Source organism: Streptomyces sp. NPDC006610 (assembly GCF_040611575.1).
GTDB lineage: Bacteria > Actinomycetota > Actinomycetes > Streptomycetales > Streptomycetaceae > Streptomyces.
This window is the reverse complement of record NZ_JBEXOP010000019.1, coordinates 59784-80200: the sequence shown is the minus strand read 5'-3', so window position 1 is coordinate 80200 and position 20417 is coordinate 59784. Positions and strand designations below refer to the sequence as shown.

17 protein-coding genes are annotated in these 20417 nt (G+C 74.4%); 12 read left to right on the top strand and 5 right to left on the bottom strand.

Annotation, left to right across the window (positions count from 1 at the left end; translation table 11 throughout):
- Positions 1 to 6: 6 nt before the first annotated feature.
- On the top strand, positions 7 to 531 hold the full coding sequence (locus ABZY13_RS17615; RefSeq protein WP_356631579.1) for a MarR family transcriptional regulator: 525 nt from the start codon (positions 7 to 9) through the stop codon (positions 529 to 531).
- 4 nt (positions 532 to 535) lie between these two features.
- On the opposite strand, the gene ABZY13_RS17610 is transcribed toward ABZY13_RS17615, so the two are convergent.
- A complete protein-coding gene (locus ABZY13_RS17610) occupies positions 536 to 2077 on the bottom strand; it encodes an FAD-dependent oxidoreductase (protein ID WP_356631577.1) in 1542 nt (513 codons plus the stop codon).
- Between the two features lie 198 nt (positions 2078 to 2275).
- Here ABZY13_RS17610 and ABZY13_RS17605 point away from each other — a divergent pair, with 198 nt between their 5' ends.
- Positions 2276 to 2866, top strand: a complete 591-nt coding sequence (locus tag ABZY13_RS17605) for a TetR family transcriptional regulator (protein WP_356631575.1) — start codon at positions 2276 to 2278, stop codon at positions 2864 to 2866.
- Positions 2867 to 3036: 170 nt separating this feature from the next.
- On the opposite strand, the gene ABZY13_RS17600 is transcribed toward ABZY13_RS17605, so the two are convergent.
- The 3 genes from ABZY13_RS17600 to ABZY13_RS17590 form a co-directional block, all read right to left on the bottom strand.
- Positions 3037 to 3306: a hypothetical protein gene (locus ABZY13_RS17600; protein ID WP_356631573.1), complete on the bottom strand. Its 270-nt coding sequence runs from the start codon at positions 3304 to 3306 to the stop codon at positions 3037 to 3039.
- 340 nt (positions 3307 to 3646) lie between these two features.
- The gene (gene malQ, locus ABZY13_RS17595; protein WP_356631571.1) at positions 3647 to 5776 is read right to left on the bottom strand and encodes a 4-alpha-glucanotransferase; all 2130 of its coding nucleotides are present in this window, start codon (positions 5774 to 5776) and stop codon (positions 3647 to 3649) included.
- Positions 5777 to 5986, bottom strand: a complete 210-nt coding sequence (locus tag ABZY13_RS17590) for a hypothetical protein (protein WP_356631569.1) — start codon at positions 5984 to 5986, stop codon at positions 5777 to 5779.
- 133 nt (positions 5987 to 6119) lie between these two features.
- Here ABZY13_RS17590 and ABZY13_RS17585 point away from each other — a divergent pair, with 133 nt between their 5' ends.
- The 3 genes from ABZY13_RS17585 to ABZY13_RS17575 are packed head-to-tail and all read left to right on the top strand — an operon-like array spanning position 6120 to position 8703.
- Positions 6120 to 6653, top strand: coding sequence for a PadR family transcriptional regulator (locus tag ABZY13_RS17585; RefSeq protein WP_356631567.1), 534 nt, complete (start codon positions 6120 to 6122; stop codon positions 6651 to 6653).
- Positions 6650 to 7387 (top strand): ABC transporter ATP-binding protein, encoded by a 738-nt coding sequence (locus tag ABZY13_RS17580; RefSeq protein WP_356631565.1) that lies wholly within the window; start codon positions 6650 to 6652, stop codon positions 7385 to 7387. Before ABZY13_RS17585 ends, ABZY13_RS17580 begins: the two co-directional genes overlap by 4 nt.
- On the top strand, positions 7384 to 8703 hold the full coding sequence (locus ABZY13_RS17575; protein WP_356631563.1) for an FtsX-like permease family protein: 1320 nt from the start codon (positions 7384 to 7386) through the stop codon (positions 8701 to 8703). The genes ABZY13_RS17580 and ABZY13_RS17575 overlap by 4 nt, the downstream gene beginning before the upstream one ends.
- A 157-nt stretch (positions 8704 to 8860) precedes the next feature.
- On the opposite strand, the gene ABZY13_RS17570 is transcribed toward ABZY13_RS17575, so the two are convergent.
- Positions 8861 to 9397: an HNH endonuclease gene (locus ABZY13_RS17570; RefSeq protein WP_188179413.1), complete on the bottom strand. Its 537-nt coding sequence runs from the start codon at positions 9395 to 9397 to the stop codon at positions 8861 to 8863.
- A gap of 341 nt (positions 9398 to 9738) precedes the next feature.
- Here ABZY13_RS17570 and ABZY13_RS17565 point away from each other — a divergent pair, with 341 nt between their 5' ends.
- The 7 genes from ABZY13_RS17565 to ABZY13_RS17535 all read left to right on the top strand — a co-directional run bounded on the left by ABZY13_RS17565 (position 9739) and on the right by ABZY13_RS17535 (position 20346).
- Positions 9739 to 10842, top strand: coding sequence for a mechanosensitive ion channel family protein (locus ABZY13_RS17565; RefSeq protein ID WP_356631561.1), 1104 nt, complete (start codon positions 9739 to 9741; stop codon positions 10840 to 10842).
- A 285-nt stretch (positions 10843 to 11127) separates the two neighbouring features.
- Complete coding sequence (locus ABZY13_RS17560) at positions 11128 to 12603, top strand: hypothetical protein (protein ID WP_356631559.1); 1476 nt, start codon at positions 11128 to 11130, stop codon at positions 12601 to 12603.
- Between the two features lie 14 nt (positions 12604 to 12617).
- Positions 12618 to 13637 (top strand): glutamate ABC transporter substrate-binding protein, encoded by a 1020-nt coding sequence (locus tag ABZY13_RS17555; protein WP_356631557.1) that lies wholly within the window; start codon positions 12618 to 12620, stop codon positions 13635 to 13637.
- Between the two features lie 73 nt (positions 13638 to 13710).
- Positions 13711 to 15021, top strand: coding sequence for a hypothetical protein (locus tag ABZY13_RS17550; protein WP_356631555.1), 1311 nt, complete (start codon positions 13711 to 13713; stop codon positions 15019 to 15021).
- A 22-nt stretch (positions 15022 to 15043) separates the two neighbouring features.
- Complete coding sequence (locus tag ABZY13_RS17545; RefSeq protein ID WP_356631553.1) at positions 15044 to 17563, top strand: tetratricopeptide repeat protein; 2520 nt, start codon at positions 15044 to 15046, stop codon at positions 17561 to 17563.
- A 3-nt stretch (positions 17564 to 17566) separates the two neighbouring features.
- Positions 17567 to 18898 (top strand): protein phosphatase 2C domain-containing protein, encoded by a 1332-nt coding sequence (locus ABZY13_RS17540; RefSeq protein WP_356631551.1) that lies wholly within the window; start codon positions 17567 to 17569, stop codon positions 18896 to 18898.
- A 101-nt stretch (positions 18899 to 18999) separates the two neighbouring features.
- Complete coding sequence (locus ABZY13_RS17535; protein WP_356631549.1) at positions 19000 to 20346, top strand: VWA domain-containing protein; 1347 nt, start codon at positions 19000 to 19002, stop codon at positions 20344 to 20346.
- The last annotated feature ends 71 nt before the right edge of the window (positions 20347 to 20417 follow it).

Below are 20417 nucleotides of genomic sequence, written 5' to 3'. Positions count from 1 at the left end.
CCCCTCATGAGCCAGAGCCCGACCCCCGCTCCCGCCCCCGACCCGGTCGACGCGATCGTGGCCCAGTGGGGCGCCGTACGGCCCGACCTCGACACCCGCCCGATGGAGGTCTTCGGCCGCATCTTCCGGCTGGCCAGGGCGATGGGCGACCGGATGGAGCAGGCCTACGCGCGCTTCGGCATCTCGCGCGGGGAGTTCGACGTGCTGGCGACCCTGCGCCGTTCCGGCGAGCCGTACGCCCTCTCCCCCCGCCAGCTCTCCGCCGCCCTCATGCTCACCACCGGCGGGATGACCGGCCGCCTCGACAAGCTCGAACGCGCCGGCCTGCTCCGCCGCTCCCCCGACCCGCACGACCGGCGCGGCCTCCAGGTCACCCTGACCGAGCGGGGCCTGGAGCTGATCGAACAGGCGGTGGGCGCGGGCCTGGCCGCCCAGACGCAGGCCCTGTCCTCCCTCGACGCCCAGCAGGCCGACCAACTGGCCGACCTGCTGCGGAAGTTGCTGGCGGGGGCGGAGGGGCCGGGGCGCTGACGCGCTAGCCGGCAGCCCCAACGGCTCGGCGGACTCCCAGGTGGGCGGTCAGGGCGGCCTCGACGGCTGCCGGGCCGGCGGCGTCCGAGGCCCAGGCGACGTAGCCGTCCGGGCGGACCAGGACGGTGGCGCGGCGGTCGCCGGTCCAGTGGGTGACGGCCAGACGGTCGTCGCCGGCCGGGTCCCGCCCGTCGTCCGTCCTGCCGTCCGTCCGTTCGTCCGTCCGGGGCGTGACGAGGACGAAGCGTCCGCCGCGCAGGCAGGCGTGGAGGCGGCCGTCGGTGACGGCGACGTCGGGCGCGCGGGTGCCGGTCAGGGGGTGGGCGCCGCGGGGCGCCGGGTAACGGTGGCCGAGGGCGGTGATCTCTCCGACGACCTTGCGGTGGGCGGCGGGGACGGTGTCGAGCAGCGCGGTGACCGCCGCCCGCAGGGCCCGCGCCCAGGGCCGGTGGGCCATCGCCAGGCGGACGATGGCGCCGCTGCTGCGGAGCACGGACGCGCCCACCGGGTGACGCTCGCGGTGGTAGGTGTCGAGCAGGGCGTCGCCTGCGTGGCCGTTCAGGACGGCCGCCAGCTTCCAGCCGAGGTTGGCCGCGTCCTGGAGACCGGTGTTGAGGCCCTGCCCGCCGGCCGGGGTGTGCACGTGCGCGGCGTCGCCCGCGAGGAAGACCCGGCCGACACGGTAGGCGGGAACCTGGCGCTCGTCGCTGTGGAAGCGGGACATCCAGCGGGCGTCGTGCATCCCGAAGTCCCGGCCGAGGGCGCGGCGCGTGATCTCCTTGATCTCCTCCAGGTCGAGGGGCGCGTCGTCGGGGACGTCATGATCGCGGCGCCAGCCGATGACGCGGTGATAGCCGTCGCCGAAGGGCGCGAGGAACGCGAAGGCGTCGCCGGCCGCGTCGGCGGTGAGCAGACTCTCCGGCTGCTCGGCGAGGCGCACGTCCGCGAGGACGACGGACCGGATGACCGACCTGCCGGGGAACGGCAGCCCGACCGCGTCGCGCACCGCGCTGCGCACGCCGTCGGCCCCGACGACGTACGCCGCACGCAACCGGTGCGCCGCCCCGGCCGGACCCCGCGTCCCGACGGTCACCCCGTCGGCGTCCTGGGCGAGGCCGGTCACCTCGGTCTCGTACCGGAACTCCACGCCGGCCTCCCGCGCCCGCCGCTCCAGCGCCTTCTCCACCTCGTACTGCGGGATGACGAGGAGGTGGTTGAAGCGGGAGGGGAGCGTGTCGAGCCGGACGGTGAGCCGGCCGAAGAGGCGGAGGCGGTCGAGAGGGCGGCCCGCCGCCTCGATCTCGTCGGCGAGGGCCCGGGCGTCGAACTGTTCGAGGGTGCGGGCGTGGAGGACGAACGCGCGGGAGAGGTTGCTGATCCGGTGCGGGCGCTTCTCGACCACGGTGACCGGGACTCCGGCGGCGGCGAGGTCACCGGCGAGCAGAAGGCCGGTGGGGCCGGCGCCGACGACGAGGACGCGGGTGGGGGTGGCACCGGGGTTGAGGGCGGAGGTGGGGCTGCCGGTGCTGGGGCTGGTGGTGCTCATGGGGACCTCCAGAGTGCCAACGCTTGTTGGTCAACGACCGTTGGCCAACCGTTGTTGGCAACAGTAGGCCGGACGCGTGGCGCAGTCAACACCCGTTGACCAACAGGTGTTGACCAACGAGCGTTGGCCGACAGGCGCTTGCCAACATGCGTTGGCCAACACTTGTTGTCCAACAGCGGTTGGCCTAAAGTCGGCGGCATGTCAGCCGATCAGCAGGAGCCCCCGGCCGCCCCGGCCCCCCGCCGCTCCGACACCACCCGTACCGCGATCCTCGCCGCCGCGCGCGAGCGCTTCGCCGCCGACGGATACGAGCGGGCCACCATCCGGGCCATCGCCAAGGACGCGAACATCGACCCGTCGATGGTCATGCGCTACTACGGCAACAAAGAGGGCCTCTTCGCCGCGGCCGTCGCCGTCGACCTGAAACTCCCCGACCTCGCGGCACTCCCCCGCGCCGAGATCGGCCGCGCCCTCGTCGAGCACTTCCTCGACACCTGGGAGGACAACGAGGTGCTGACCGCCCTCCTCCGGGTCGGCGCGACCAGCAGCTCCGGTGCCGAGCGGATGCAGGGCATCTTCCGGGAGCAGTTGCTGCCGGCGGCCCGGCAGGTCTGCCCCGACCCGGAACAGGTCCCCGCCCGCACCGCGCTGTTCGCGACGCAGCTGCTCGGGCTGGCGCTCACCCGTTTCGTCCTGCGCTTCCCGCCCGCCGTGGAGCTGACCCGCGAGGAGATCGTCGCCTGGCTGGCCCCGACGGTGCAGCGCTACCTCACCGCACCGAGCCCCTGAGCAAGGCGAGGGCGACCTCGAAGGCGACCTCGCAGGAGGCGGAAACACGCCGAGGGCGCCCTCCCCACCCTCGTACCGCGCGATGCGCAGGGGTACGAAGGAGGGGACGGCGCCCTCGGAAACGCGTGCGGCGTCCGCAGGCCGGACGATGCCGGGTGTTCGGCTGTCGGCTAGACGTTGGCCTTGGTGGTGATGTTGGAGCTGGTCGGGTCCTTCCGGTCGTGCGACCTGTCCAGGACCATCACCAGACCGGCGATGACCGCGAACAGCACGAGCGGGGCCACGACGTAGAGGCCCAGCGTCTCGACGACGCTCAGGCCCGTGCCGGGGTCGTCGCCGTCGTCGCGGGTGAGCGCGAGCGCGGGGGACGACATGAGCAGCATCATCAGCGTCGTACCGGCGGCCAGGGCGCCGACGCGCAGGGCGTTCTTCTTGTCCACGGTGCCAAAAGTACCGAACCCGGTGCGGGCCCGCGCGGCCGGGGTGCCGTAGCGGGCCCGCACCGGCGTCACACGTCCGGCGTCACACGTCCGGCGTCACACGTCCGGTGTCCGGCGTCCCACGTCCTGCGTCCGGTGTCCCGCGTCACACGTCCCGCGTCCCGCGTCCCACGTCCCACGTCCAGGACAGCGCGCCACCGCCCCCGCCGCCGTCCGGCGTCAGGAGGGCGTACCGCCGCCCCGCCGCAGCCCGGCGTCCCGCGTTCAGGACGGCAGTCCGCGTTCAGGACGGCAGTCCGCGTTCAGGACGGCAGTCCGCGTTCAGGACGGCAGTCCGCGTTCAGGACGGCAGTCCGCGTTCAGGACGGTGCGCCGCACCCCCCTCCTCCCGCAGCACCTCCATCAGCGCCCGCAGCCGCGGCGAGGCGGCCAGTTCCTCCAGCGGCACGGGGCGCCCCTCGCCGTCCGCGATCGGCAGCCGCCAGTTCGGATACTCGTCCCAGGTCCCCGGCAGGTTCTGCGGACGCCGGTCGCCGATGCCGTCCGGGAGCCAGACGCCGACGAGCCGGGCCGGGGTGCGCAGCAGGAAGCGGTGGACGGCCTGGATGCCGGCCTCCTCCGACGCGGTTCCCGCGCCGCCGCCGGCGCCCCGCAGCAGGCCCAGCCCGGACAGCAGCTCCAGCCACTCGCCGGTGTCGGCGGCGGCCTCCGCCCGTTCGTCGGTCACCGGGCGGGTGAGCAGGCCGAGACGGTCGCGCAGTTCGACGTGCTCGCCGCCGAGCCGGGCGGCGGTGGGCGGCAGGTCGTGGGTGGTCACGGTGGCGAGGCAGTCGGCGCGCCAGTCCTCGGGGGGCAGGGGCCGGCCGTCGCCGTCCCAGTCCCGTTCGAACCACAGCACGGACGTGCCGAGCACCCCGCGCTCGCGCAGCGTCTCCCGTACGCCCGGCTCCACGGTGCCCAGGTCCTCCCCGATCACCAGCGCCCCGGCCCGCGAGGCCTCCAGCACCACCACGGCGAGCATGGCCTCGGCGTCGTAGCGGACGTAGGCGCCCTCGGTCGGCGGCAGCCCCTGCGGCACCCACCACAGCCGGAACAGGCCCATCACGTGGTCGACGCGCAGTGCGCCGGCGTAGCGGAACAGGGCGCGCAGCAGGTCGCGCAGGGGGGCGTAGCCGGACTCGGCGAGGCGGTCGGGCCGCCAGGGGGGCAGGCCCCAGTCCTGGCCGCGGGCGTTGAAGGCGTCGGGCGGGGCGCCGACCGACATGCCGGCGGCGAAATAGTGCTGCTGCGCCCAGGCGTCGGCGCCGCGCGGGTGCACGCCGACGGCGAGGTCGTGCACGATGCCGACCGGCATCCCGGCCTCGCGCGCGGTGCGCTGGGCGGCGGTGAGCTGGGCATCGGTGAGCCAGGCGAGCCGGGACCAGAAGTCGACCCGGTCCATCAGCTCGCGGCGGGCGCGCGCGGTCTGCGGTGAGCGGGGGTCGCGCAGGCCGGCGGGCCAGGTGTGCCAGTCGGGGCCGTGGATCTCGGCGAGCGCGCACCAGGTGGCGTGGTCCTCCAGGGCGCGGCCCTGTGCGGCGAGGAAGTCGCCGTAGGCGGCGGTGCGGCCGGGACCGAGGGGCACCTCGTGCAGCAGTTCGAGCGCCGCGCGCTTCAGTTCCCACACGGCGTCGCGGTCGATCAGTTCGCCCTTCTCCAGCACGCTCTCGCGCAGCCGGCCGGCCCGTTCGGTCAGCGCGAGGAGCCGTTCGCGGTCGTCCGCGCGGGTGACGTGGGCGTACTCGGGGACGTCCTCGATCCGCAGGTGCACCGGGTCGGGGAAGCGGCGGGAGGAGGGCCGGTAGGGGGAGGGGTCGGTGGGGGCGCCGGGTACGGCCGCGTGCAGCGGGTTGACCTGGATGAACCCGGCGCCGAGGGCGCGTCCGGCCCAGGCGGTCAGCTCGCCGAGGTCGCCGAGGTCGCCCATGCCCCAGGAGCGGTGCGAGAGCAGGGAGTAGAGCTGGACCAGGAGGCCGTACGAGCGTCCCGTGGGCGTGGGCAGCCGGGCCGGGGCGGCGATCAGGTGGGCCTCGGCGGTGCGGCCGTCGGGCGCGGCGGCGGTCAGCCGGTGGACGCCGGGCGGGAGTCCCTCGACGGCGGACCGGGTCTCGCCCTGCTCGGTCTCGACGCGCAGCCGGGTGCCCTCGGGCAGGGCGGTCAGTGCCGGGGGCGGGCCGGCTCCCTCCCAGCAGACGACCGTCGGCGGCAGCAGGCGCCCGGCGAGTTCGTCGCGGCGGGCGGCGAGGGCTGCGCGGGTGGCCGCGGGGGTGCTCGCGTCGACGCCGAGGGCGGCGAGGGTGCGGGTGAGCGCGGCGGCGGAGGCGGTGACCGTGCGGTCGGGCGAGGGGCGGTAGGAGGGGGCCACGCCGTGCAGTTCGGCGAGGGCGCGCAGGTCGTCGCCGGGAGGGTCGGCCGGGCGGGGTGCGGTCATCTACGGCCTCGCGCAGTCGGCGTCCGGGGTGGCGAGCGGGGGCTCGCTGGTGAGGGGCTCGGCGTCGGGGAGCGGTGGTTCGCTGGTCAGGGGGGCCTCGGAGCAGGCGCCTTCGGCGCTGAAGGCGCACGCGTGGGGGGCGGGGAGGGCGGACGGCTCCGCCGGGCGTTTGGACAGTGCCGACAGCAGCAGTTGGGCGGACGCGGCCATGTGGCCTCCTTCGTCGGTTGCGTATGCGCAAGCCCTACCCAGCCAACGCGGAGGCAGACGCCCTCAGTTTCCGATCCGATTCATCCTTCTGAGCTATTCACTCAGTACATGTACTCAGTACATACTGAGGATCATGAGCACCCGCCACATACTGCTCGGGCTGCTCGCCACGGGTCCCAGCCACGGCTACGACCTCAAGCGACGGCACGACGCACGCTTCCCGCAGGCCCGCCCGCTGGCCTACGGGCAGGTGTATACGACCCTGCAGCGGCTGGTCCGCGACGGACTGGCCGAGGTCGAGGGCACCGACGCCGACCACGGCCCCGAGCGCACGCTGTACCGCGCCACGGCCAAGGGCGCCGACGAACTGGCCCGCTGGGCGAGGGAGGTCACGCCGCCCGCGCCGTTCGTCGCCAACGAGATCTTCGCCAAGGTCGTCGTGGCGATCCTCGCCGCGGGCGACCCGGAGGGCTACCTGCGCGACCAGCGCGCCGCGCACATGGCGCGGATGCGCGAGCTGACGGCCGTGAAGACCGCCGTCGGCGCCGACCTCTCGACGGTCCTGTCCGCCGACTACGCCCTCACCCACCTCGACGCCGACCTGCGCTGGATGACCACCACCGCCGCCCGGCTCGCTCCCCTCACCGCGGAGGTAGACAAGACATGAGCGCAGACTTCACCACCGGGAGCGCCGCCCGCGCGGCCGGGGCGACGCCCCTGCTCGCGGCCCGCGGCCTGGTCAAGGCGCACGGCGCGACCAAGGCCCTGCGCGGCGCCTCGGTCGAGCTGGCCGCCGGCGAGATCCTCGCCGTGACCGGCGCGAGCGGCAGTGGAAAGTCCACGCTGCTGCACTGCCTGGCCGGCATCGTCCGGCCCGACGAGGGCGCGGTGACCTACGCCGGCGAGCGCGTCGACCAGCTGCCCGAGGAGCGGCTGAGCGAGCTTCGGCGCACGGAGTTCGGGGTGGTGTTCCAGTTCGGGCAGCTGATCCCCGAGCTGACCGCGATCGACAACGTCGCCCTGCCGCTGCTGCTGGCCGGGACCGGGCGCGGCAAGGCGCGGGCGCGGGCCGGGGAGTGGCTGGAGCGGTTCGGGGTGCGGGGGCAGCAGGAGCTGCGGCCGGGCGAGCTGAGCGGCGGGCAGGCGCAGCGGGTGGCGCTGGCGCGGGCGCTGGTGACCGGCCCGAAGGTGGTCTTCGCCGACGAGCCGACCGGCGCCCTGGACTCGCTGGCCGGCGAGCAGGTGATGACCGTCCTGGTGCACACGGCCCGCGAGGCGGGCGCCTCCGTGCTGCTGATCACGCACGACGCGCGGGTCGCCGCGTACGCGGACCGTGAGATCACACTGCACGACGGTGCCGTCACCGTCGCGGACACCCACCGGGCGGAGGCGGGCCGGTGAGCGCGGACCTGCGACTGGCCCGGCTGCTGGTGCTCGGCTCCGACCGGCACGAGTGGTGGCGGATCGTGCTCACGGCGCTGGGCGCGCTGCTCGCGACCGGCTTCGCGCTGACCGCCGTGGTGCTGGCGTCGCTGCGCGGGTGGCACGACGTCGGGATCGCCCACGGCCTGCTGGACCGCCCCGGAGAGCGGCAGGGCGTGGTGACGGCGTTGCTGCTCCTGCTCATCCCCGTGTTCGGATTCCTGGGCCAGTGCGCCCGGATCGGCGCGGTGCACCGGGACCGGCGGCTGGCCGGACTGCGGCTGGCGGGCGCCTCGCCGTGGCAGGTGCGGCGGATCGCGGGGGCCGAGGCGGGGCTGACGTGTCTGGCGGGGTCGGTGGTCGGGACGGTGTTCTCGGTGCTGGTCCTGCTGGTGCGGTGGGGGTCGCCGTCCGTGTGGGCGTGGGCCGGCATCGCGCTGGTGGCGGTCGCGGTGCCGGTGGTGGGGGCGCTGGTGAGCGTGCTGGCGCTGCGCCGGGTGGTGGCCTCGCCGCTGGGGTGGGTGCGCCGGGTGCGGCCACGGCGCGGGCCGGGGGTGCTGTTCGTGCTGGGGGTGCTGCTGTTCGTGGGCGCGGCGCTCGGGGCGTACGCCGCCCTGTCCGACGGGCCGGGCGGCCGGTCCGGCGCTTCGGGGCCGCTGCTCGTGTTCGTGCTGCTCGTGGCGACCGGGACGGCCGTGCTGTGGCTGGCCGGCGCGACGGCGAGGCTGACCGGGGCATGGCTGGCGGCCCGTACGGACGACGCGGCGGTCCTCATCGCGGCGGAACGGCTGCGCGCCGACCCGTGGGCGGCGGCCCGCACCCACGCGGCGGTCCTGCTGGTGACCCTGACCGGCACGGCCTTCGTCGGCATCCGCCGGTCCCTGCTGGACGTCCTGGACAAGCCGCAGTACCTGGACCGCGCCTTCTACACCACCGGCCTCGATCTGACGGCCGCCGCGATCGGGGTCGCGCTGGCGATCACCCTGCTCTCCCTGGCCGTGGGCACCGCCGAGTCACTGGCGAGCCGGCGCCGCGGCCTGGCCGCACAGGCGGCGGCCGGCGTCCCGCGGGCGGTGCTGGGACGCGCCCTGCTCCTGGAGACCGCCCTCCCCCTGGCCCCGGCCGTCCTCCTGGCAGGCCTGGGCGGCATGGCCATCGGCACGGGCTACGGCTCGGTGCCGTGGGCGGCTCTGCTGGTGCCGGTGGGGGTGTACGCGGTGTGCCTTCTGACGGCGGCCACGTCGCTGCCGTTCCTGCGGCGGACGCTGCGTCCGGAGGAACTGCGGTACGCGTGACCGGCGGGCGGGCACGACGGCGCGGCCGGGGCGGACGGGGGTCGCCCCGGCCGCGCCGGCTCGCCGTCGGCGATCCCGGCCCTCGGCTCACGCCTCGACCGGCGCCCGCCCGAGGGCCGCGGGCGCAGCCCCCGGGCATACGAAAGCCCGGATCGCGTCAGGCGGAGATGCCGTCGATCCGGGCCAGGGCGTCGTCCGCGCCGTACGGCTGGAGGTACGGCAGCCAGCGCGGGTCCCGGTGGCCGGTGCCGATGATGCGCCAGGCCAGACCGGTGGGCGGGGCCGGTTTGTGGCGCAGGCGCCAGCCCAGTTCGACGAGGTGGCGGTCGGCCTTGACGTGATTGCAGCGGCGGCACGAGGCCACCACGTTGTCCCAGACGTGTTTGCCCCCGCGTGAGCGCGGGATGACGTGGTCGACGCTGGTTGCGACGCCACCGCAGTACATGCACCGGCCCCCGTCGCGGGCGAACAGCGCCCGGCGGGTCAGAGGAACGGGCCCCCGGTAGGGAACCCGTACGAATCGCTTGAGCCGGACCACGCTGGGTGCGGGGACTGTGACGGTCGCGCTGTGCAGATAGGCGCCGGACTCCTCGAGGCAGACGGCCTTGTTCTCGAGGACGAGGACGAGCGCGCGGCGGAGCGGTACGACGCCGAGCGGCTCGTACGACGCGTTGAGGACCAGGACATGCGGCACGGATGCCTCCTTGTACGCCGGCGGCGCGTGGCTCGCGCCGGGACGATCTGCAGTCAGTCTCCCCTCAGGCCAGGTGAATGCGCCACCATGTCCCGGTAACGTGCTGGGAGTGTTTTCGACCACATCGGATTCCTCCCCGGGAGCATGAACGGATCGTCCCACCGGCCAATCCCCCAGTTCATCCCCACATGTACGCGCTCTCTCCCTCGAACACCCCGACGGATGCCCGCGGAATGCCCCGTTAGTGTGGATGGCCTGCCCGCCCGGTGATCTTTCCGTGACCTTTGCGACCGCAACCCGTGCGTACCGGAGGCAGACCGCTGCACCTGGAGGTACCTGCCGTGTCCCTGCCCACCGCCCTGTTCGCCGCCGTCGCCGGTTCGTCGCCTGCGCCGTCCCCGTCGCCGTCCGGGACCGCCCCGTCGGTGCCCACCCTCCGGGACGCCCAGGAGAGCGCGACGCACGCGGCCGGCTGGGTGGAGGAGAACTGGTCCACCTGGCTCGCGATCGGCCTGCGCGTGCTGCTGATCGTGGTGGTCGCGGCCGTGCTGCGGGTGATGGTGCGGCGGGCGATCACCAAGCTGATCGACCGGATGAACCGCAGCGTGCAGTCGGTGGACGGCACGGCGATCGGCGGCCTGCTGGTGAACGTGGAGCGCCGACGGCAGCGCTCCCAGGCGATCGGCTCCGTGCTGCGGTCGGTCGCGAGCTTCGTCATCCTCGGCACGGCCGCGCTGATGGTGCTGTCCACCTTCCAGATCAACCTCGCGCCGCTGCTGGCGTCGGCGGGCGTCGCGGGCGTGGCCATCGGCTTCGGCGCGCGCAACCTGGTGACCGACTTCCTCTCCGGCGTGTTCATGATCCTGGAGGACCAGTACGGCGTCGGCGACACGATCGACGCGGGCGTCGCCTCCGGCGAGGTCATCGAGGTCGGGCTGCGGGTGACCAAGCTGCGCGGCGACAAGGGTGAGATCTGGTACGTCCGCAACGGCGAGGTCAAGCGGGTCGGCAACCTCTCCCAGGGCTGGGCCACGGCCGGCGTCGACGTCACGGTGCGGCCGTCGGAGGACCTGGACCGGGTCAAGGCCGTGCTGTCGGAGGTGGGCGAGGCGTTCGGCAAGGAGGAGCCCTGGAACGAGATGCTGTGGGGCCCCGTCGAGATCCTGGGCCTGGACAGCGTCCTGCTCGACTCGATGGTCGTGAGCGTCTCCGCGAAGACCATGCCCGGCAAGTCCCTGACCGTCGAGCGCGAGCTGCGCTGGCGGATCAAGCGCCGCTTCGACGCGGAGGGCATCCGCATCGTCGGCGGCCTCCCGGCCCAGCCGGAGGACGAGCCGGCCGCCGACCCCACGGCGGCCATGGCGGCCCCGTCCGCCTACGCCAACACCGCCTCCCCGCAGGCCCAGGCGGCCACCCCGCTGCCGCCGCCGGGCACGACGAAGTAACTGCCACGCCGCCGACGCCTCCGAGCACGACCAAGTAGCTGCCACGCCGCCGACGCCTCCGAGCACGGCGGGCATGGCCGGTCACGCCGCCGGCGACGCCGACCACGGCGGAAGAGAGGAAATGGCGGCGGGGGAACCGAACCGGCTCGGGGGGCGTATTCATGGGCAGGGGGCACTGCACCACCGGGCGGCCGCGTTGCCGATCAAGATCCCGTAAGGCCGGTGCGGATTCCCGGTCCCCGCGGGGATACTTGCGGCGACGGATGACCATGGGGGAGGTCAACAGTGGCACACCCGCCGAGCGGCAGCGCACCGCCGCAGGGCCCCGGCGCGCCCACGACGCCCGGCATCCCGGCCCAGGCGGGCCCGGCGCCGTACGCCCGCACGGCCCCCGCCGGCCCCGCACCGTCGCCCGGCCCGTCGGCCGTGCCTCCCGCCCGCCGCACCGCGTTCGCCGAGGGCGTCGACCGGCTGCGGTCGGCCGCCACCACCGAACCGGGCCGGCTGCGCGTCATCGGCGCCGTCCTCGCCCTGCTGGTCGTGGCGTTCGGCGCGGTCGCCGCCTGGCAGACCACCGAGCGGGCCGCCGCGGCCGACGACGTGCTGGGCAAGAGCCAGCCGCTCAGCTCCGCCGCCGCCGACATCTACCAGTCGCTCGCGGACGCCAACACCGCCGCGTCCAGCGGTTTCCTGGCCGGCGGCCAGGAACCGGCAGAAACCCGCGAGCGCTACGAGCGCGGCGTCCGCACCGCGGCCGCCCGCCTCGTCACCGCCGCCCACAGCTCCGACCCCGGCTCCGCCGCCGCCGCGAGCATCGCCAAGCTGAACCGGCTCCTGCCCGAGTACAAGGGCCTCGTCGAGCGCGCCCGCGCCAACCACCGCCAGGGCTACCCCCTGGGCGGCGCCTACCTGCGCTACGCGAACGACACCATGCAGAAGGAGATGCTCCCGGAGGCCGAGCGGCTCTACGCGAGCGAGAACACCCGCCTGCGCGCCGACTACGGGCACGCCACCCCCTACCCCTGGGCGGCCCTGACCCTCGGCGTCCTGGCCCTCGCCGCGCTCCTGTGGGCGCAGCGACGCGAGTACCGCCGCACCCACCGCGTCCTGAACCGCGGCATGGTCGCCGCCACCGCCGCCACCGCCGCCGTCCTGCTCTGGCTCGTCGTCGGGCACACCGTCGCCCGCGCGGGCCTGCACGACTCCTACGATCACGGCGTGCGCTCCCTGAACGTCCTCCACGACGCCCGCATCGCCTCCCTCAAGGCGCGGGGCAACGAGAACCTCACCCTGGTCAGCCGCGGCGCGGAGACCGTCGAGACCGCGCCCGGCGAGTTCGAGGACAAGTTCGACGTCGAGTTCCGCACCTCGATGCGGCAGCTCGCCGACGGATTGCAGAAGGCCGGGGACCTCGCCGACGACACGGACGGCGCCCGTCCCGTGCGAGCGGCGGGCGGCGCGATGAAGGTCTGGCAGGACCGCCACCGCGAGGCCCGCGAGGCGGACGACCGCGGCGACTACCAGGACGCCCTCAAGAAGGTCATCGGCTCCAAGGCCGACGAGCCGACCGGCGAGTGCTTCGACAGCGTCGACGACAACCTCGCGACGGCCCTGGCCCACGAGGAACGCGAGTTCGAACAGGCGGCGGGCGACGGACGCGACGCGATGACCGGACTGCCCCTCGGCACGGCGGCGCTCGCGGTGCTGGGCGCGGCCGGCGCGCTGCTCGGCATCGGCCGCAGGCTTTCGGAGTACCGGTGATGGGGGGCGCGACCATGCTCGCACGACGCCTGCGGGCCAGCATCAGGGGCTGGGGCGGCGTGGGCGCGATGGCGATCGTCTGCGCCCTCGCGGTCGCCTTCGCCCTGCACCTGCCGCACGCCCGGCCGCACGGCGACGGCAGCACCGGCCTCGGCGGCCGGGGCGTCGCCGACGGCACCCACGCCAGGGCCGAGCAGTGCGAGAACCCGCAGGACCAGTCCCTCGCCCCGTCCGCCACCGCCGACGGCGCGAAGATCGCGGAGATCGAGCGGCGCGGCCACCTCGTCGTCGGCGTCGACCAGAACAGCTACCGCTGGGGCTACCGCGACCCCAACAGCACCGCGCGGGACGTCGAGTTGGAGGGCTTCGACATCGACCTCGCGCGCCGTATAGCGCGGGAACTGCTCGGCGACGCCGACCGCATACGCTTCAAGGCGATCCCCACCAACGAGCGCATCGCCGCGATCGAGAGCGGCCAGGTCGACATGGTCGTGCGCACCATGACCATCACCTGCGCCCGCCTGAAGGACGTCGCCTTCTCCGCGCCCTACTTCACCACCGGCCAGCAGGTCCTCGCCCCCAAGTCCTCGCCGGTCACGGGGTACGACGACACGCTCGACGGCAAGCGGATCTGCTCGGCGGCCGGTTCGACGGCGTACGACAAGCTGGCCGCGGACAGGAAGGCCGGCGTGCTCGACGCCTCCACCGACATCTCCACCACCGTCCCCAACCAGCTCGACTGCCTCGTCCGGCTCCAGCTCGGCCAGGTGGACGCCGTGGTGACGGACGGTGCGCTGGCCGCGAGCCAGGCCGCGCAGGACCCCTCGGTGGAGCTGAAGGGCGGCCTGTTCACCACCGAGTACTACGGGGTGGCCATGCATCAGGAGGCGGATGATCTGGTACGCCGGGTCAACCGCGTCCTGGAGGACTACCGTCGGGACGGCGGCTGGAAGGCGGCGTACGACACCTGGCTGTCGGCGACGCTGCCCGGAGACTCGGAGTCGGCGACGGCGCCGACGCCGACCTACAGGTGACGGACCACCGGCGACCCCGGGCCCCGGAGCCGCAGCAGTACCGACACGCGAACCAGCACACGAGAGGTGATCGATGGGCGACACGGGAGCCTCCGGTCCGGTGATGGACCGGGACGAGGTGGACCGTGCGCTGGCGCGGCTCGGCGCGGAGCACGAGGCCATCGAGACCTCGCTCTTCGCCCTCCAGGACCACGCGGGCCGCAGACTTCTCGAGGGCGCCGGGCTGACGGGCGAGACCAAGGAGCGGTGGCAGGCCACGGAGGAGTCGATCACCCTGCTGTGGTCGTACTTCGACGCCTACACGGGCGCGCTGCGCTCCGCCCGCGAGATCCGCGCCCGGCGCCGCTGGTCCAGCCGCGAGGACCTGGCGGAGCTGACCGAGCTGCTGCGCGGCGAGTGCGTCACGGTCTCCGGCGGCAGCCTGCTCGGCGAGCGGTTCACGCTGGCCGCGCTGGTGGACCGGATGAACGAGCTGTACGCGCGGTCGCTGGACATGGTCGTCGCCGCCGACGCGGTCTGGTCGGCGCTGCCCGCCCGCATCGATTTACTCGCCGCCGAACTGCGCCGCACCCGCGAGCTCGCGCACTCCGTCGGCGTGCGCCCCGGCGAGCACCCGGCGGGCGACGACCTGGAACGGATCACGCGCACGCTGACCCGGCTGCGCGAGGAGGTGGTGTCCGACCCGCTGGCGTACTGGATCCCCGCCGAGGGCAGTTCGGCGCCGGGCGGCGGCAGGCCCGACACGACGGTGTACGACCGGGAGGCCCGCGCGCTGGAGGACGTACGGCGGGAGATCGACGCCGTGCTGACGGTCCGCCAGGACGCCGAGCAGCGGCTGATCAGGCTGCGTGACGTGCTCTCCCGTGCGGACCGCACGCTCGCCGAGGCCCGCACCGCGCGCGGCGAGGTGCTGGCGAAGATCGCCGCCACCGAGGTGCCCGTGGTCAGCGGGCCGCCGACCGCGCTCCAGGAGCAGCTGGCGACGGCCGCCGAGTACCGCAGGAACGCCCAATGGCACCGGCTCTCCCCGCTGTTGGAGTCCCTGGAGGAGAAGGCGGAGGACGAACTGCTGCGCGCCCGCGAGTCCTTGACCGCGGTGACCGCGCCGCTCGCGGTCCGCGCCGAGCTGCGCGGCCGGCTCGACGCCTACAAGGCGAAGGTGGCCCGGCACGGGCTCGCCGAGGACCCGGAGCTGGTCGAGAAGTACGACGCGGCGCGCCGGATGCTGTGGAGCGCGCCCTGCGACCTGCGCGTCGCCGAGCAGGCCGTGCTGCGCTACCAGCGGGCGGCCGCCGAACTGCTGGGCTCCGCCCCGCGGGTGCCCGGCCAGGGCGGGCCGCAGGACTCCCAGGACCGGCAGGAGCAGCGGGGGCCGGGCACGTGAGCGACGAGGGGGAGGCGGCGCGATGAGTCAGCCACCGGACAGGTGCCAGCGGCCCGGCTGCGACGGATCGTACGAGGACGTGGGCGGCGGCGAGCTGTACTGCGACACCTGCGGCCTCGCACCGGTCGTGTCGCCCTCGGGCCTGGTCGCCTCGCCGCCCACCGGGGTCGCGGGCGGCGGCCGGAACACGGCCGGGTCGGGCGGGAGTTCGCGCACCGGGAGTGCCCGCGGCACCGGCGCGGGCTCCGCGTCCTCGCCGTCCTCGCGCTCCTCACGGTCCCGGCGTTCGGTGTCCGGGCGGCTGTCGCAGGCGCTGTCCGGGCGGACCACCGGCCGTTCGGTGTCGGTGCGCAGCTCCGGTTCCTCCTCCTCCGCCTCCTCGCGGGGGCGGCTGGGCGCGGGGCTGGTGCAGGTGCCGCAGGTGCCGCGGCCGGACCCGCGTTCGATGGTGCTGGAGAACCCGGAGGTGCCCGAGCGCAAGCGGTTCTGCTCGCGCTCCGACTGCGGGGCGCCGGTGGGCCGGGCGCGCGGGGAGCGGCCGGGCCGCACGGAGGGCTTCTGCACCAAGTGCGGTCACCCGTACTCGTTCGTGCCGAAGCTGCGGGCCGGTGACATCGTGCACGGCCAGTACGAGGTGGCGGGCTGTCTGGCGCACGGCGGCCTGGGCTGGATCTACCTCGCCGTGGACCGCGCGGTCTCCGACCGGTGGGTGGTGCTCAAGGGCCTGCTGGACACCGGCGACCAGGACGCGATGGCCGCCGCGATCTCCGAGCGGCGCTTCCTCGCCGAGATCGAGCACGCCAACATCGTGCGGATCTACAACTTCGTCGAGCATCTCGACCAGCGCACCGGTTCGCTGGACGGGTACATCGTCATGGAGTACGTCGGCGGCAAGTCCCTCAAGGAGATCGCCAACGCCCGCCGCACTCCCGACGGCCGGCGCGACCCGCTGCCGGTGGAGCAGGCCTGCGCGTACGGCATCGAGGCGCTGGAGGCCCTCGGCCATCTGCACAGCCGCAACCTGCTGTACTGCGACTTCAAGGTCGACAACGCCATCCAGACCGAGGACCAGCTCAAGCTGATCGACATGGGCGCGGTGCGCCGCATGGACGACGACGAGTCGGCGATCTACGGCACGGTCGGCTACCAGGCCCCGGAGGTCGCGGAGGTCGGCCCGTCCGTCGCCTCCGACCTGTACACGGTGGGCCGCACGCTGGCGGTGCTGGCCTTCGACTTCCAGGGTTACACCAACGTCTTCGTCGACTCCCTGCCGGACCCCGACCGCATCGAGGTCTTCCGCCGGTACGAGTCGTTCTACCGACTGCTGGTCCGCGCCACCGACCCCGACCCGGACCGCAGATTCGCCTCCGCCGAGGAGATGGCGGAGCAGCTGACCGGCGTCCTGCGGGAGGTCGTGTCCCTCCAGACGGGCCGGGCGCGGCCGGCGTTGTCGACCCTGTTCGGCCCCGAACTGCGCGTGACGGACACGGAGCTGTTCCCGGCGCTGGAGGGCGAGGTCTCGCTGCTGGGGGCGCGTGCGGGGCGGGGCCGGGGGTCCGCCGCGGGGGGCGCCGCCGCGTCCGGGGGCGCGTCCGGGCTGGTCGAGCCCGTCGACACCGGGGCCGCGTCCCTCGCGCTGCCCGTCCCCCGGATCGACCCCGCCGACCCCAACGCCGGCTTCCTCGCGGGCCTGCCGGTCAGCGCGCCGGCCGAGCTGCTCGCCGCGCTGGCCGCGACGCCGGCGCCGTCGGTCGAGACACGGCTGCGGCAGGTCCGGGCCCGGCTGGAGAACGGCGACCCGGCGGCGGCGCTGACCGCCCTCGGCGCGCTGGAGGCCGAGCGCCCGGACGACTGGCGGGTCGTCTGGTACCGGGGCGTGGCCGCGCTCGGCACCGGCGACCACGCGGGCGCCGCGCTCGCCTTCGACGCGATCTACGACGCCTTCCCCGGCGAGACCGTCCCCAAGCTGGCCCTCGGCCTGTGCGCGGAGGTGCTCGGCCAGCTCGACAACGCCGCCGAGTACTACCGTCTGGTGTGGGCGACCGACCCGAGATGTGTGAGCGCGGCGTTCGGGCTGGCCCGGGTGCAGCTCGCGGCAGGGGACCGGCACAGCGCCGTACGGACCCTGGAGTCGGTGCCGGAGGCGTCCATCCACTACACGGCCGCGCGGGTGGCGGCCGTGCGGGCGCGGCTGCGGCGCCGGACGGCGGCCGGGTCCGACGTACCCTTCCTGGAGGACCTGACCGCCGCCGCCGCACAGGTCGAGGCGCTCGACGCGTACCGCCTGGACCCGGCGCGGCGGGAGCAGTTGGTCGCCGAGGTGCTCGGGTGCGCCCTGGACTGGATACTCTCCGGTGGTCAGGGTTCCGCGCCTTCCGCCGCCGGGGGCCGGACGCTGCTCGGCAGCGGCCTGGACGAACGGGGCCTGCGCTTCGGCCTGGAGCGTTCGTACCGCACGCTGGCCCGGCTGGCGCGGGGCGGCGAGGAGAGGATCGAGCTGGTGGAACGTGCCAATCGTTACCGCCCCCGGACATGGGTGTAGTTGATGTCGCAGATGCCCCAGCAGGCCGCCTTGTCGAGGTGCCCGAGCTGCGAGGAACCGCTCGAGCCGGGTGACCGTTTCTGCGGTGCGTGCGGGTACGACCTGTCGGCCGTGCCGCCGCGGCCGGACGACCGTCCGACGCCCACGCTGAACGGCCCGGCCCCGCAGCCGCCGTCCGCCGAGCCCACCGGTGTGCGGTTCGACCGGGCCGCGGAGCCGACGGGGTATGCCCCGGAACCGGCGACGTACCCCTCGGAGCCGCCGGGGCCCGGGAACCACCCGTTGGAGGCCGAGGACTACCCCCTCCAGGCCCCGGACCCGCGCCTCGCCGAGACGGCGGACACGGCCGTGCCGGCGCCGCCCGCCTCATCGGCCCAACCGGTACAACCGGCACGATCCGCTCAACCGGCCGTGGCGCCCGCCGCGTTGTGCGTGGCGTGCCGGGTAGGCCGGGTCGACGGCGACGGCTACTGCCAGAACTGCGGGCACGCCCAGCCCCGTGAACGCGACCACATGGAACAGGAGTCGGGCCCGGTGGCCGCCGTCAGCGACCGCGGGCTGCGCCACCACCGCAACGAGGACGCGTTCAGCGTCGGGCACGCCGCGCTGCCCGACGGCTCCCCCGCCCTGGTGGCGATCGTCTGCGACGGCGTCTCCTCGGCGACCCGGCCCGACGACGCCTCGCTCGCCGCCTCCCGCGCGGCCGGCGAGTCGCTGCTGGCGGCGCTGCCGCTGGGCGCTCACCCGCAGCAGGCCATGCACGAGGCGATCGTCGCCGCCTCCCGGGCGGTCAACGCCCTGGCGCACGAGCCGGAGACGGCACGCGAGCACGCCCCGCACCAGAACGCCCCCGCCTGCACCCTGGTCGGCGCGGTGGTCACCGCCGGCCTGCTGGTGGTCGGCTGGGTCGGCGACAGCCGCGCCTACTGGGTGCCCCTGGACCGGTCGGCCGTACCGGCCCGGCTGACCGAGGACGACTCGTGGGCCGCGCAGATGGTCGCGGCGGGCCTGATGAACGAGGCCGAGGCCTACGCCGACGAGCGCGCCCACGCGATCACCGGCTGGCTCGGCGCGGACGCCTACGAACTCGAGCCGCACACCGCCGCGTTCAAGCCCGACCGCCCGGGAGTGGTCGTGGTCTGCACCGACGGCCTGTGGAACTACGCCGAGGCGGCCGACGAGATGGCCCGCGTGCTGCCGCCCGACGCCGCCGAACGCCCGCTGCACGCCGCCCGCGTCCTGGTCGGCCACGCCCTCGACGGCGGGGGCCACGACAACGTAACAGTGGCGGTCGTGCCGTTCCCGGCCCCCGCGCAGGGGGCAGGATCGGCGTAGGGCCGTACACGGGGAAGGCCTCGACGGACCGGAGGGGGCCGGTCCGCACTTCGTCATCGCCCCACCCCGCACGGGGCGTTTCAAGGGGGATCCGACAACGCATGGCCAATTTCTCGAAGTCCGGCGTGCCGCAGTTCTCGGTGGACGTGTACCAGAACGAGTATCTGCCCGAGGGCGGCCGGGAGGTCAACGCGATCGTCACGGTCACCGCGACCGGGGGCGGCACGATCGGCAGCGCCGTGACGGCGCCGCATCTCTTCTCACCGGGGCAGGGACCGTCCGCCGCCGTGGCGATCATGGTGGACTGCTCGGGGTCGATGGACTACCCGCCCACCAAGATGCGCAACGCCCGCGACGCGACCGCGGCGGCCGTCGACACCCTGCGCGACGGGGTCCGCTTCGCGGTGATCGGCGGTACGCACGTCGCCACGGAGGTCTACCCGGGCGGCGGCCGGCTCGCCGTCGCCGACGCCACCACTCGTGCTCAGGCCAAGCAGGCGCTGCGCAAGCTGCACGCCGGGGGCGGCACCGCCATCGGGACCTGGCTGCGGCTGGCCGACCGGCTGCTGTCCTCGGCGGACGTCGCCATCCGGCACGGCATCCTGCTCACCGACGGCCGCAACGAGCACGAGTCGGCCCAGGACCTGAAGGCCGCGCTCGACGCCTGCGCGGGACGGTTCACCTGTGACGCCCGTGGCGTGGGCACCGACTGGGAAGTGAAAGAAGTCACAGGCGTGGCCTCCGCCCTGCTCGGCACCGCCGACATCGTCGCCGACCCGGCCGGTCTCGCCGCGGACTTCACGCGGATGATGGAGACGGCCATGGGCAAGGAGGTCGCGGACGTCTCCCTGCGGTTGTGGACGCCGGTGGACACCGCGATCAGGTTCGTCAAGCAGGTCGCCCCCGCCGTCGTGGATCTGACCGGCCGGCGCACCGAGGCGGGTCCGCGCGCCGGCGACTATCCCACCGGTTCCTGGGGCGACGAGTCCCGTGACTACCACGTATGCGTGGAGGTCCCGGCGGCCGGCCTCGGCCGGGAGATGCTCGCGGCCCGCGTCTCGCTGGTCGTTCCGGAGCCCGACGGCGGCGTGCGCAACCTCGGCGCGCAGGGTCTCGTACGGGCCGTCTGGACCGACGACATGACGGCCTCGACGTCGATCAACCCCCAGGTCGCCCACTACACCGGCCAGGCCGAACTGGCCCAGGTCATCCAACAGGGGCTGGAACTTCGCAAAGCGGGAGACTTGGACGGAGCAACGGCCAAACTGGGCCGCGCCGTTCAGCTCGCCGGCGCCTCCGGAAACGCGGATACGGCGAAACTCCTTGCGAAGGTGGTGGACGTGGTCGATGCCGCGACAGGTACTGTGCGACTGAAGGCGAAGGTCGCGGACGCCGACGAGATGACGCTCGAGACGCGGTCCACGAAGACTGTTCGCGTGAAGAAGTGACACAGAGCGAGCCCGGCCCCTGGGGGTTGGAGAAATCCGGCCGCACCGGCCGGAAAGGAGAGGGGGAAGCG